Annotated in this window: 12 protein-coding genes; 9 read left to right on the forward strand and 3 right to left on the reverse strand. The window is 63.7% G+C overall.

The genetic code is table 11. The annotated features are described in order from the left end of the window. Positions 1 to 38: 38 nt before the first annotated feature. The gene (locus BTO32_RS09175) at positions 39 to 1,553 is read left to right on the forward strand and encodes a fumarate hydratase (protein WP_076724334.1); all 1,515 of its coding nucleotides are present in this window, start codon (positions 39 to 41) and stop codon (positions 1,551 to 1,553) included. 66 nt (positions 1,554 to 1,619) lie between these two features. On the opposite strand, the gene BTO32_RS09180 is transcribed toward BTO32_RS09175, so the two are convergent. Further along, positions 1,620 to 3,074, reverse strand: coding sequence for a protein adenylyltransferase SelO (locus BTO32_RS09180; protein ID WP_076724335.1), 1,455 nt, complete (start codon positions 3,072 to 3,074; stop codon positions 1,620 to 1,622). Positions 3,075 to 3,150: 76 nt separating this feature from the next. Between BTO32_RS09180 and BTO32_RS09185 the strand changes: the two genes are divergently transcribed. The 4 genes from BTO32_RS09185 to BTO32_RS09200 are packed head-to-tail and all read left to right on the forward strand — an operon-like array spanning position 3,151 to position 7,892. Beyond that, entirely contained in the window at positions 3,151 to 4,101 is a 951-nt protein-coding gene (locus BTO32_RS09185; RefSeq protein WP_245820310.1) for a hypothetical protein, read from the forward strand. Positions 4,102 to 4,123: 22 nt separating this feature from the next. Further along, complete coding sequence (locus BTO32_RS09190; protein WP_076724337.1) at positions 4,124 to 4,927, forward strand: HAD-IIB family hydrolase; 804 nt, start codon at positions 4,124 to 4,126, stop codon at positions 4,925 to 4,927. A 14-nt stretch (positions 4,928 to 4,941) separates the two neighbouring features. Next, positions 4,942 to 6,165 (forward strand): glycosyltransferase family protein, encoded by a 1,224-nt coding sequence (locus BTO32_RS09195; protein ID WP_076724338.1) that lies wholly within the window; start codon positions 4,942 to 4,944, stop codon positions 6,163 to 6,165. After that, positions 6,162 to 7,892 (forward strand): alpha-amylase family glycosyl hydrolase, encoded by a 1,731-nt coding sequence (locus BTO32_RS09200; protein WP_076724339.1) that lies wholly within the window; start codon positions 6,162 to 6,164, stop codon positions 7,890 to 7,892. Before BTO32_RS09195 ends, BTO32_RS09200 begins: the two co-directional genes overlap by 4 nt. 9 nt (positions 7,893 to 7,901) lie before the next feature. Here BTO32_RS09200 and BTO32_RS09205 read toward each other — a convergent pair whose 3' ends face one another. Further along, a complete protein-coding gene (locus tag BTO32_RS09205) occupies positions 7,902 to 8,819 on the reverse strand; it encodes a DUF1853 family protein (protein WP_076724340.1) in 918 nt (305 codons plus the stop codon). A 73-nt stretch (positions 8,820 to 8,892) separates the two neighbouring features. On the opposite strand from BTO32_RS09205, the gene BTO32_RS09210 reads away from it, so the two are divergent. The 3 genes from BTO32_RS09210 to BTO32_RS09220 are packed head-to-tail and all read left to right on the forward strand — an operon-like array spanning position 8,893 to position 11,101. Next, a complete protein-coding gene (locus BTO32_RS09210) occupies positions 8,893 to 9,333 on the forward strand; it encodes a VOC family protein (RefSeq protein WP_076724341.1) in 441 nt (146 codons plus the stop codon). A 24-nt stretch (positions 9,334 to 9,357) separates the two neighbouring features. Next, positions 9,358 to 10,755, forward strand: coding sequence for a hypothetical protein (locus BTO32_RS09215; protein WP_076724342.1), 1,398 nt, complete (start codon positions 9,358 to 9,360; stop codon positions 10,753 to 10,755). Further along, positions 10,727 to 11,101, forward strand: coding sequence for a hypothetical protein (locus BTO32_RS09220; RefSeq protein ID WP_076724343.1), 375 nt, complete (start codon positions 10,727 to 10,729; stop codon positions 11,099 to 11,101). Before BTO32_RS09215 ends, BTO32_RS09220 begins: the two co-directional genes overlap by 29 nt. Before the next feature lie 44 nt (positions 11,102 to 11,145). On the opposite strand, the gene BTO32_RS18195 is transcribed toward BTO32_RS09220, so the two are convergent. After that, positions 11,146 to 11,664, reverse strand: a complete 519-nt coding sequence (locus BTO32_RS18195) for a cold-shock protein (RefSeq protein ID WP_076724344.1) — start codon at positions 11,662 to 11,664, stop codon at positions 11,146 to 11,148. Positions 11,665 to 11,823: 159 nt separating this feature from the next. Between BTO32_RS18195 and BTO32_RS09230 the strand changes: the two genes are divergently transcribed. Continuing rightward, positions 11,824 to 12,042, forward strand: a complete 219-nt coding sequence (locus BTO32_RS09230; protein WP_076724345.1) for a SlyX family protein — start codon at positions 11,824 to 11,826, stop codon at positions 12,040 to 12,042. Positions 12,043 to 12,050: the final 8 nt, after the last annotated feature.

Below are 12,050 nucleotides of genomic sequence, written 5' to 3' on the forward strand. Positions count from 1 at the left end.
TTGACGTGACGATAACGACACAAGCTGATGAGGCGCCTATGACCACCGTAATCCGCCAGGATGACCTGATTGAAAGCATCGCGGACGCGCTGCAGTTCATTTCCTACTACCACCCCAAGGACTTTATCCAGGCTGTGTACGAGGCCTACCAAAAGGAAGAGTCCCAGGCGGCGAAGGATGCCATGGCCCAGATCCTGATCAACTCGCGTATGTGTGCCCAGGGGCACCGCCCGATCTGTCAGGACACCGGCATTGTGACGGTATTCGTAAACATCGGCATGGACGTGAAGTTCGAGTGTGACATGCCGCTGGACGACGTCATCAACGAAGGGGTTCGCCGGGCCTACACCCATCCGGACAATGTGCTGCGGGCCTCCGTCCTGGCTGATCCAGACGGCAAGCGCCAGAACACCAAGGACAACACCCCCGCGATCATCCACTACAAGATGGTGCCCGGTGATAAGGTGGAAGTGCACGTGGCTGCCAAGGGGGGGGGTTCCGAGGCGAAATCCAAGTTTGCCATGCTCAACCCCTCCGACTCGGTGGTGGACTGGGTGCTGAAGATGGTGCCGCAGATGGGGGCTGGCTGGTGTCCGCCCGGGATGCTCGGCATCGGTATCGGCGGTACCGCCGAGAAGGCGATGGAGCTGGCCAAGGAAGCCTTGCTGGAGCCGATCGACATCCACGAACTGAAGGCGCGCGGGCCTTCCAACCGGGCTGAGGAACTGCGTCTGGAACTGTATGAAAAGGTCAACGAACTGGGCATCGGCGCCCAGGGCCTGGGGGGGCTGACCACGGTGCTGGACGTGAAGGTCAAGGACTATCCGACCCACGCCGCCAACAAGCCGGTGGCGATCATCCCCAACTGTGCCGCCACCCGGCATGCCCACTTCGTGCTGGACGGCTCCGGCCCGGCACTGCAGACGCCGCCGAGCCTGGATGACTGGCCCGAAATCACCTGGGAGGTGGGCGAGAATGTGCGCCGGGTCAATCTGGATACCGTCACGCCGGAAGACGTGAAGGACTGGAAACCCGGAGAAACCATCCTGCTGTCCGGCAAGATGCTGACCGGACGCGACGCCGCCCACAAGAAAATGGTGGACATGATCGCCAATGGCGAGCCGCTGCCGGTGGACCTGAAAGGGCGCTTCATCTACTACGTGGGCCCGGTCGATCCGGTGCGCGACGAGGTGGTGGGTCCGGCTGGCCCCACCACCGCCACCCGGATGGACAAGTTTACCCGGACCATGTTGGAGAAGACCGGCTTGACCGGCATGATCGGCAAGGCCGAACGGGGCCAGGTGGCGATCGACGCCATCAAGGAATTCGGCGCGGTATACCTGATGGCTGTGGGTGGAGCCGCCTATCTGGTGTCCAAGGCCATCAAGGAAGCCAAGGTCGTGGCCTTCCCGGAACTGGGGATGGAAGCCATCTACGAGTTCGAGGTGGAAGACATGCCGGTGACCGTGGCCGTGGATTCCCGCGGCAGTTCCGTGCACCAGACCGGTCCGGTGGAGTGGCACGAGAAAATCATTGCCGCCAAGGCGGTCTGACCGGCGCCCTTGCGGTGTTCTCCGGCGCAGGGCGGAGCCTTCGGGCTCCGCTTTTGTTTGCCTGGATCAGGACGAACAGCTGATGTTCAGGTGCTTGCCCCAATCCGGGGGGGGCGCCGCGTAGGCCTCGAATTCCGGTTGTTCGTCGAACGGCCGGCTCAGGACGCGAAGCAGTGTCTTCATCGGCCCGAAATCGCCGCTCTGGGCTTCGACGATGACCTGCTGGGCCAGATAGTTGCGCAGGATGTATTTCGGATTGACCCGGCGCATGGCGTGCTCCCGCTCGTCGTGGGCGCGGGTTTCCCGGGTCAGGCGTTCCTGATATCGGTTGAGCCACTCGTCGAAGGCACTCCGGTCCACGAACAGGTCCCGGACCGGAGCCACGCCACGGCTGTGCAGGTGGGACAGGCCCCGGAAGAACAGGGTGTAGTCCACACGCTGCTCATGCAGCAGGCTGAAGGTGTCCATGATCAGCCCCAGGTCGCTGTCGTCGGCGTCCGCCAGGCCCAGTTTGTGCCTCATATTCTCTAGGAAACGGCGGTTGTACGCCTGTTCGTAGTCCCGCAGGCCCTGGCGGACGCTGTCCTCGTCCATGATCGGCAGGAGCGCATTGGCCAGATACTGACAGTTGACGAAGCCGATGTGGGGCTGGCGGTTGTAGGCGTAGCGGCCACCCTGGTCGGAATGGTTGCAGATGTAGCCGGCGTCGAAATCGTCCAGGAAGGCGTAGGGGCCGTAGTCGAAGGTGTCGCCGATGATGGACATGTTGTCGCTGTTCATCACCCCGTGGCAGAAACCGACGGCCTGCCAGTCGGCGATCAGGCGGCCGGTCCGGCTCACCACCTCACGGAACCATTCCCGGTGTCGCTCGTGCTCGGGCAGCGGGATCAGGTGCGGGAAGTGCAGGGCAATGACGTGTTCCAGCAACGTCCGGACGGCCTCGGGCCCCTCGTGATGTGCGGCGAATTCGAAATGCCCGAAGCGGATGTGGCTCTGGGCCACCCGCATCAGGGTGGCTGCGGTTTCGATGGACTCCCGGCGCACCGGGTCCCGGGCACTGACCAGGAACAGCGCTCGGGTGGTGGCGATGCCCAGGTGGTGCATGGCTTCGCTGCACAGATACTCGCGGATGCTGGAGCGCAGTACCGCCCGGCCGTCGCCGAAGCGGGAATAAGGGGTGGGGCCGGCGCCTTTGAGGTGCCAGTCCCAGCGGCGCCCGTCCGGTCCGACCGTCTCCCACAGCAACAGGCCGCGGCCATCGCCCAACTCCGGGTTGTAGACGCCGAACTGGTGCCCGGTGTACTTCATGGCCACCGGGTCCATGCCCTCAAGCAGTTCGGTGCCGGCGCCGATGCCGGTCCAGTCATCGGCGGAGCGGGTGTGCACGCCCATCTCCGCCGCCAGCTCGTGGTTGAACACCGCCATGCGGGCTCCGGTCAGCGGGGTTGGCTGGACCCGGGTGTAAAAACTGTCCGGCAGCTCCAGATAGCGGTGTTCGATGCGAACCTCGGCAGTGCTCATATCGGCCTATACTCCCAATTGGTACAGATTCTGCTGCACCCATTTCATCATGCGACGCTTCATGGGAACTTTGCCAGTGTCCGACACCGCCTTGCAAACGCTTGTCGAAACTCTGATCCAGCAGGAAGGGTTGCCGCCGGGCTATCACCGCACGGTGGCGACGACCATCCTGCCCCTGGCCCGATACATCCAGGCCCTGCACGAACGTCTCGGGCGCCCGGTGGTGGTGGGGATCCACGGTGCCCAGGGAACCGGAAAATCGACCCTGACGCTGTTCCTGAAGCAGCTGTTGGACCATCACTTTCATCTAAGGGCCGCCGCATTCTCACTGGATGACCTGTACCTGACCCGGGCCGAGCGGCAAACCCTGGCCGACACCGTCCATCCCCTGTTGCTGACCCGTGGGGTACCGGGCACTCACGATGTGGCCCTGGGGCTGCGCCTGATGGACGCGCTGGTCAGCGCCAAGCCCGGGCAGACCACGTCGATTCCGTCGTTTGACAAGGCCCGGGACGACCGGGCTCCCGATGACCAGTGGCCGGTCTTCGAGGGGCCGGCACAGGTGATTCTGTTCGAGGGCTGGTGTGTCGCCGCCCGACCGGAGCCGGACGCGGACTTGGCCCGGCCGGTGAATGCGCTGGAGGCGGAAGAGGACGCCGACGGCGCTTGGCGCCGCTATGTCAATGACTGCCTCAAGGGCCCGTACCGGGAACTGTTCGAGCGGCTGGACACCCTGGTGATGCTGAAGGCCCCTTCGCTGGCCTGTGTCCGGGAGTGGCGCACCCTTCAGGAGCACAAGTTGGCGGAGAAGGTTGGCTCTGCACCAGAATCGGGCAACGATGCCGCCGGCGCGCCGCCGTCACGCATCATGTCGGATCAGGCGGTGGCGCGTTTCATCATGCACTACCAGCGGACCACCGAACACTGCCTCCGGGACCTGCCGGACCGGGCCGATGTCCTGATCGAGGTGGCGCCGGATCACAGCCTGTCCGAACCCCGCTTCCGCCCGCCTCCGGCCACCGAATAACCTCGCAACGCAAGAAGGCACCATGTCCAGACCCAAGCTGATTCTTTTCACCGACCTCGATGGCACCCTGCTCGATCATCATACCTACACCTGGGAACCCGCCCGACCAGCGCTGGCCCGCATCCGGCAGGCGGGCATCCCCCTGATCCTCAACTCCAGCAAGACTGCAGCAGAGATTCAGGTACTGCGGAACGAGCTGGACAACCGGGATCCGTACATCGTCGAGAATGGGGCAGCGGTGGTGATTCCCGCCAACACTTTTGCGGACAGCCGCGAGCAGGTGATTAATTTTGGGGCATCCCGGACCGTGGTGCTGTCGGTGCTGAACCGGCTGCGCGCCGCTGGTGCACGCTTTCGGGGCTTCGAGGACATGACTGCGGAGGAGCTGGCGGACGAGACCGGGCTGGACATCGCCGCCGCCTCCAGGGCGAAACAGCGGTACGGCACCGAGCCGCTGCTGTGGCTGGGCAGCGACGACGAGCTGGAGCAGTTTCAGGCGCGGCTGGCAGGGGAGAAGCTGCGGCTGGTCAAGGGCGGGCGCTTCTGGCACGCCATGGGCGTGTTCGACAAGGCCGATGGGGCCCGGTTTTTGCTGAGGAAATATCAGGAGCGCTACACGGGCGAGGAACTGGTCGCGATTGCCCTGGGCGACAGTCCCAATGACCAGCGGTTGTTGGAGTCGGCCGATATCGCGGTGGTGATCCGTGGCGTCAACAGCGACGAAGTGCAGCTGCCTTCGTCCAGCCACCCGGTGCGCTCCCTCCGACCCGGTCCCGAGGGCTGGAACGACTGTGTGCTCAACCTGCTGTTTGAGTACGGGTACTGAAGAGGAGAGCCGCCATGGGCGACTTTTACCAGAATGGCATCATCACCACCCTGCACAACCTGGTCCGCCGTCCGGTGGAGGACATCGAGGCCGAGCTGATGCAGTTTCGCAAGGCCCGCCCCATGTCCCTGGTGCTGCCATCCCTGTTTTCGGAGCTGGAAGGCCCCGCACTGAAGAACATCGTGTCCGAGCTGGCCAAGGTGCCCTATCTGGACCAGGTGGTGATTGGCCTGGACCGGGCCAATGAGGCGCAGTACCGCCACGCCATGGCTTATTTCGCCGAGCTGCCACAGGATTTCAAGGTGCTCTGGAACGACGGCCCACGTTTGCGGGCCCTGGACCTCAAGCTGCGTGAACAGGGGCTGGCGCCCACGGAGATGGGCAAGGGGCGCAACGTCTGGTATTGCTTCGGCTATGTACTGGCGTCCGGGATCAGCAAGTCGGTGGCGCTGCACGATTGTGACATCCTGACCTATTCCCGGGATCTTCTGGCCCGGCTGATTTACCCGGTGGCCAACCCCGGGTTCAACTATATGTTCTGCAAGGGCTACTACGCCCGGGTGGCCGACGCCAAGATGAATGGCCGGGTCAGCCGGCTGCTGGTCACCCCACTGATCCGGGCCTTGAAGAAGGTGTGCGGGCCGAACGATTTCCTCGACTACCTCGACAGCTATCGCTACCCCCTGGCCGGCGAGTTTTCATTCCGGACCGATGTGATCAATGACCTGCGCATTCCCAGCGATTGGGGGCTGGAGATCGGTGTGCTGTCGGAAATGAAACGTAACTACGCCACCAACCGCTTGTGCCAGGTGGACATTGCCGACACCTACGACCACAAGCACCAGGAGCTGTCGCCGGAGGACTCCAGCCGTGGTCTGTCCAAGATGAGCATGGACATCGCCAAGGCGCTGTTCCGGAAACTGGCCACCAACGGCGAAATTTTTTCCAACGAGAAGTTTCGGACCATCAAGGCGACCTATTTCCGAATCGCGCTGGATTTTGTGGAAACCTATCAGAACGATGCGGTGATGAACGGCCTGACCTTCGACCGGCACAAGGAGGAGAAAGCCGTCGAACTGTTTGCCCAGAATGTGATGCGGGCCGGCGCCTACTTTCTCGACAACCCCATGGACACCCCGTTCATTCCCAGTTGGAACCGTGTCACCAGCGCCATCCCGGACATCAAGGAACAACTGATGGAGGCGGTGGAGCTGGATAACGAGGAGTATCGCCCGTGACCGCACCCCTGAAGGTGAAGCTGGCGGGTATGCTGGAAGTGGTGTACCCGGCCCTGGATTGCGACTTCCTGGCCGAGCAGTTGCTCAAGACCATGGGACTGGCGCCTAACCAGGCGCCACCGCCGCCGCACCAGAACAACTGGGACGAGTCGGACGTGGTGCTGATCACCTACGCCGACACCCTCCGCCAGGAAGGCGAAAAGCCCCTGGTGACGTTGCACCGCTTTCTCGACGAACACCTGCGGGACGTTATCTCCGCGGTGCACATTCTGCCGTTCTTCCCCTACAGCTCCGACGACGGTTTCGCGGTCATGGACTACCTGGCGGTCAACGAGTCCCACGGCACCTGGGAGGATATCGAACGCATCGCCGGAGACTTCAAACTGATGGCGGACCTGGTGATCAATCATATGTCTGCCCGCAGCCGCTGGTTTGAAAACTTCCGCAAGCGCGTGGACCCGGGCAAGGATTACTTTTTTGAAGCCAGCCCCAAGGATGACCTCAGTGCCGTGGTGCGGCCCCGGACCTCGCCGCTGCTCAATCCGGTGCAGACCGAGGACGGTGAGCGTTATGTCTGGTGTACCTTCAGCGAGGACCAAGTGGACCTCAATTTTGCCAATCCCCAGGTGCTGATCGAATTCGCGGGCATCATCCGGAGCTATCTGGAACACGGCGTCCGGCTGTTTCGGCTGGACGCCGTGGCGTTTCTGTGGAAGGAGCCGGGGACCCCTTGCATCCACCTCCAGCAGACCCATGAGCTGATCAAGATCCTGCGGTTGCTGATCGAGCATCACACCCCGGAGTCGGTGATTATCACCGAGACCAACGTTCCCAACCGGGAGAACCTGACCTATTTCGGCAACGCCAACGAAGCGCACATCATCTATAACTTTTCGTTGCCGCCGCTGTTGATCAACACCCTGGTTACCGGCAACTGCCGTCATCTGAAAACCTGGCTGATGAGCATGCCGCCGGCGCAGATGGGCACCACCTATCTGAACTTCATCGCCTCACACGACGGGGTCGGGCTGCGACCCACGGACGGTCTGCTGGACGATGCCGAAAAGCAGCGGCTGATCAACACCATGGAGTCGTTCGGAGGCAAGGTGTCCTACCGCCGGGCCGCCGATGGCCGGGATCAGCCCTACGAGATCAACATCGCCCTGTACGATGCCCTGAAGGGCACCGCCGAGGGCGGCGCCGACCACTGGCAGCTGTCACGCTTCCTGTGTGCCCACACCATCATGCTGGCGCTGGAGGGCATTCCGGCGTTCTACATCCACAGCCTGCTGGCCACCGAGAACGACTATGAGCGCATGGAAAACACCGGACGGCTGCGCTCCATCAACCGCAGCCAGTGGCAGCTTGATACCCTGAAGGAAACGCTGGCGGACCCTCTCAGCCACCACAGCAAGGCGTTCAGCGAACTCAAGCGGCTGATTGCGATCCGCCGGCGTCAGCCGGCCTTCCACCCCAACGCCACCCAGTTCACCCTGCACCTGGGGTTGCAAATCTTCGGCTTCTGGCGCCAGAGCATGCGCCGCGACCAGTCGATTTTCTGCATTCACAACATCAGCAGCGAATTGCAGGAAATCGCCCTGAGCGACATCAACCTGATCGGCACCGACCACTGGGTCGATCTGATTTCCGGTCTGGCGATCGAGGATCTTGCCGGCTCCATCACCCTCAAGCCCTACCAGTGTGTCTGGTTGTCGAACCGGGCCTAGGGCGCGTCTTTAGCGCCCGGGCAGCTCCGGCCAGCCGTCGGGCACCACGAACAGCCGTTCGACCTCCGTCCAGGCGCCGAGCTCGGGCCGCCACGCCAGCCGTGCGAACAGTTGCGGCCGCTGCCGTTCGCAGCACAGGGCCCGTGCCGCCCGTACCGCCGACGCCTCCGGCGCCTGGGCCTGTCGCCAAGGCCCCATCCAGTGGGGCTTGATCAGGGGGACACAATCCCGAAGCGCCGTCGCTTCGGCCTCCCGGTGGTACAGCCAGAGGCCACGGAGATGATCGCCGGGCACGTAGGGCGGTGGCGTCACCCCCGCTTGCGCTCCCCCTGGATAGAACAGGTAGCCCGGCATGAACAGCCGCGAGGTGAGAGGGCCGGCAATGCCGTGCTGGGCGAGCAGGTCAAGGGTTTCGGGCCGATGGGTCATCAGGCTCTGATGGTTGAGCAAACGCGCCACCTTGAGGTCCAGGCGGTCGCGGGCGTCGGGGCCGTACCACCGGCAGTCGCCGTCCGGTGCCCGGATGCCCAGGTAATACTTGATGGCGATCTCGTGGTGTTCGATTCGGCCCTCCCGAAGATTACGCACCACGAAGTCCAGCTCCCCCAAGGTTCGGCCATGGTCGCGCACGGGCTGGTTGTGCAGCAGTACCGGCCAGCCGAGGAGATCATTCAGCAAAACGCCATACAGCCGCTCCGCGTAGAAGCCCAGCCGCCTGGGGTAGGGTGGTTGCAGGGCCTCGGGCATCCCCGTGAGCTCCGTGTCCCAGTGCCGCAGCCGTTGGCGATAGTCCCCGGGCAGGCTGTCCCGGGGCCGGAAGGTCCGGGAGCTTTCCAGCAACGGTGGCGCGCTGCACAGCCACGCCAGGTGGCGCACGGAGGCGGTGTCCAGTTCCAGAAGGAAGCGGGTATCGTGGTTTGCGTCCATAGACGAAGAATACCGTAAACTGCCACTCTGTATCGGCGCGGTTTTCGCGAAAGTCACGCTTGGAGGAGAGACCATGCAATACCTGCATACCATGATTCGCGTCAGCAATCTGGAGGAGAGCCTGCACTTTTTCTGCGACCTGCTGGGAATGGTCGAAATCAGCCGCAAGAGCAGTGAAACGGGGCGTTTCACCCTGGTGTTCCTGGCGGCGCCGGAGGATGAAGTCCGGGCCCGTGAAGAGAAGGCACCGATGATTGAGCTGACCTACAACTGGGATCCCGAGGAGTACACCGGCGGTCGCAATTTCGGCCATCTGGCGTTCCGGGTGGACGACATCTATGCTCTCTGCGAGAAGCTTCAGGCCAATGGCGTCACCATCAACCGGCCACCCCGGGATGGCCATATGGCCTTCGTGCGAACCCCCGACAACATTTCCATCGAACTGCTGCAAAAAGGTGACCCCCTGCCGCCCCGGGAGCCCTGGGCCAATATGGAGAACACCGGAACCTGGTAAACCCACCCTTAAGGAGATCATGTCATGGACGATTGGCAAGGATGCCTGACACCGGAGTGCCAGACGGCACTGGTGCATGCGCACAGGCAAGTGGAACAGCGCGGCGGCGCCGTGGTAACGATAGAGGATTTTCTCCTGTCGCTGCTGGAGACCGTTGGTACCGTGCCCCGGTTCCTGAAACGGCGGGGAGTCGACCTGGATGAACTGGTACGGACCATCCAGTGCGAGCAGCCGATCATCACCGGCGTTGGGGACGGCGGTGTCCTGTCCTCCCAGCTGACCGACTGGCTGGCTCAGACCCGGGAAATCCACGCACAGCCCTGGCTCGGGGGGCCGGAGCTGCTGGCGGTTCTGGTCCGTGGCGCCGACCGGTTTCAGGCAAAGGCCTACGTGGCGGTGCTGGAACGGGTGACCGACTGGCCCGTCGGCCAGCTGGAACCCCGCGCCGCCAACCTTGGGCTGGATGCCGCCGTACCGGTGGTGATTGCCGACACCCGCTGGGCGGAGCTGGCCGATCAGGTTTCGGTCGCGTTGTCGGCTTCGGCGAACGCCTTGGTCTGGGTCCGGGGCGAGCGCGGCAGCGGCAAGTCCTGCTGGCTCCGGCATCTGCTCCAGGTAATTGGTCTGGATTGCGTTGAGGTGGACCTGCGCCGGGAACAGGAAGTGCTGGCGTCCGAGTCGCCAGCGGTGCCGGCGGGAGCGGAGCGGCCGTGGCCGGTTTTGGTGCTGGACAATCTGCCGCCGCCGGACCTTCTGGCACGGCTGGCGGTTCCGTCGGGCCTGGCCTCGGCGTTGGTGCCCGGCTGGCACGGGCCGATCCTGCTGCTGGGGCCCGACCGGGGCGACGAGCGCGCGGTCGGCAGCCTGGAGTCCTGGCTGGGACGTGAGGTGCGTGTGATGGACATGGTGCCCTGTGGCCGTCGTCAGCGCTTGGCCATTGTCACTGCTCACCAACCGCTGATCGAAAAGGCCTGGAACGTCCAGCTCACGGGCTCGGCTCTGGCTTATGCGGCCGCCTGCCGCGACCCCCGGGTCGCCAGCCCCGGTGGCCTGCTGCAATGGCTGCGTCGAGCCGCGGCCCGGCTGGATTTGCTGGCCCGCCGGGGACCGGCGGGTGCCGTCGCGCTGCGGGGCCAGCAGGACACGCTGGAGCGGCAGGCTCTGGTGGCACTGGCCCGGCGGGAGTGCACACAAGCGCTGGAAACCTCCCGGGTCGAACTGGAGCGGAAGCGGGCGCTCGCGCTGGCCGACTGGCAGGCTCGGGAGCGAGCGGGCAACCTCCGGCGGTTGCTGGCCGAGGACCTGCACCGGGAACTGGAACAATGGCTTGCAGCCGAGGCGCCCCCGGGTCACTATGTGCGCCACCAACATCAACAGCAGGGAGAATCCGCGAGTGCAGGACCTGGAGATCTACATCCGTGATGTGCAACCCGGAGCCGTATCGGCCTGGCTGGGCGCCCATGTGGATGCCCTGGAACTGAACGATCAGGATTTGTCCGGGGTTGTGAAGGGGCAGGCCCGTTACCAGGGGCATCCGCTGAGGATCAGTCTGTATCCCGGTGCCTTCGGCAAGCGTTACGCCTCGCTGGTGCTGGAAGGGGAGCACCTTCCCTGGCGGACAGACCTGGACTGTGCCCGCAGTGCCTGGCGTGCTCTGGAAACCGAAATCCGGTGCAGTCCGGGGGACTGGAAGGAAGGGGACCCGGTGGAGGACGAAACCTGGTGGCGTCTGGACAGCCGGGGGGAAAAGCGGGTGGTCTGGAATTGAAAAAGGCAGCGTGAGCTGCCTTTTTCATACCGGGGGGATGCGCCTCAGTCGCTCAGGATGGACACATTGTCGGCCTGCAGGCCCTTGTCCGCTTCCACCACGTCGAAACGCACCAGCTGGCCCTGGCGCAGTACCCGGCGGCCACGGCCACGAATGGCACGGAAGTGGACGAACACCTCGTCACCGTTCTCGCGCACGATAAAGCCGAACCCTTTCTTGACGTTGAACCATTTGACGGTGCCTTCCTCGTTGCCTTCCGGGGCGTTTTCGTCGTAACCGTCGTCATCGGCATCCTGTTGCGTGGGCGTGCTGCGGCGCCGGTGCGTGCGGCCGGCCGGCTGACGCGCGACCAGGGCAATGGCGAGAAAGCCGGCGAGACCAAACAGAACCAGGGTGATCAGGTAGGCCGCGATGCCACGGTCGCTACCCAGGGCTTCGATAACCTCGCCGGCGGCGATCAGACGCAGGGGCTCGGGGGTGGCGGTGAGCAGAAAACCCAGAACCAGCGGGGCGGGAATGGCGATCAGCAGGGCGACAAGGATCGCTTTCACGGGATTACGCATTGACTCGAACTTCTCCATTTTATTGAGGCTGACGATACAGGGCCGGATATCAGGTAAAATGACGCACCCGGCCGGTGAGTCCGCCAACCCCCGAACGCGGGGGAACCTGGCGGATAAAAGGCGAATACTACCAGATTACCCGGAGCACTGACCAAACCCATGACACAGAATGAGCTTGAAGCACGACTGGCCGAGCTGGAGACCCGGCTGGCCTTTCAGGACGACATGATCAACGCCCTGAGCGAACAGATGGCCAAGCAGGAACTGGATATCCGGGAACTGTGGGAAGCGAAGAGGCTGCTGCACAAGCAACTCAAGGAACTGGCGCCTTCGAACGTGCGCCGGGAGGACGAGGAAACCCCGCCCCCGCACTACTGAACCGGTGA

The organism is Marinobacter lutaoensis (genome assembly GCF_001981305.1).
Classification (GTDB): Bacteria; Pseudomonadota; Gammaproteobacteria; order Pseudomonadales; family Oleiphilaceae; genus Marinobacter; species Marinobacter lutaoensis.

Bases quoted from the DNA above. Each gene is read 5' to 3' on its own strand.
- BTO32_RS09175 (WP_076724334.1), top strand. From the start codon at position 39: ATGACCACCGTAATCCGCCAGGATGACCTGATTGAAAGCATCGCGGAC.
- BTO32_RS09180 (WP_076724335.1), bottom strand. From the start codon at position 3,074: ATGAGCACTGCCGAGGTTCGCATCGAACACCGCTATCTGGAGCTGCCG.
- BTO32_RS09190 (WP_076724337.1), top strand. From the start codon at position 4,124: ATGTCCAGACCCAAGCTGATTCTTTTCACCGACCTCGATGGCACCCTG.
- BTO32_RS09195 (WP_076724338.1), top strand. From the start codon at position 4,942: ATGGGCGACTTTTACCAGAATGGCATCATCACCACCCTGCACAACCTG.
- BTO32_RS09205 (WP_076724340.1), bottom strand. From the start codon at position 8,819: ATGGACGCAAACCACGATACCCGCTTCCTTCTGGAACTGGACACCGCC.
- BTO32_RS09210 (WP_076724341.1), top strand. From the start codon at position 8,893: ATGCAATACCTGCATACCATGATTCGCGTCAGCAATCTGGAGGAGAGC.
- BTO32_RS09215 (WP_076724342.1), top strand. From the start codon at position 9,358: ATGGACGATTGGCAAGGATGCCTGACACCGGAGTGCCAGACGGCACTG.
- BTO32_RS18195 (WP_076724344.1), bottom strand. From the start codon at position 11,664: ATGCGTAATCCCGTGAAAGCGATCCTTGTCGCCCTGCTGATCGCCATT.
- BTO32_RS09230 (WP_076724345.1), top strand. From the start codon at position 11,824: ATGACACAGAATGAGCTTGAAGCACGACTGGCCGAGCTGGAGACCCGG.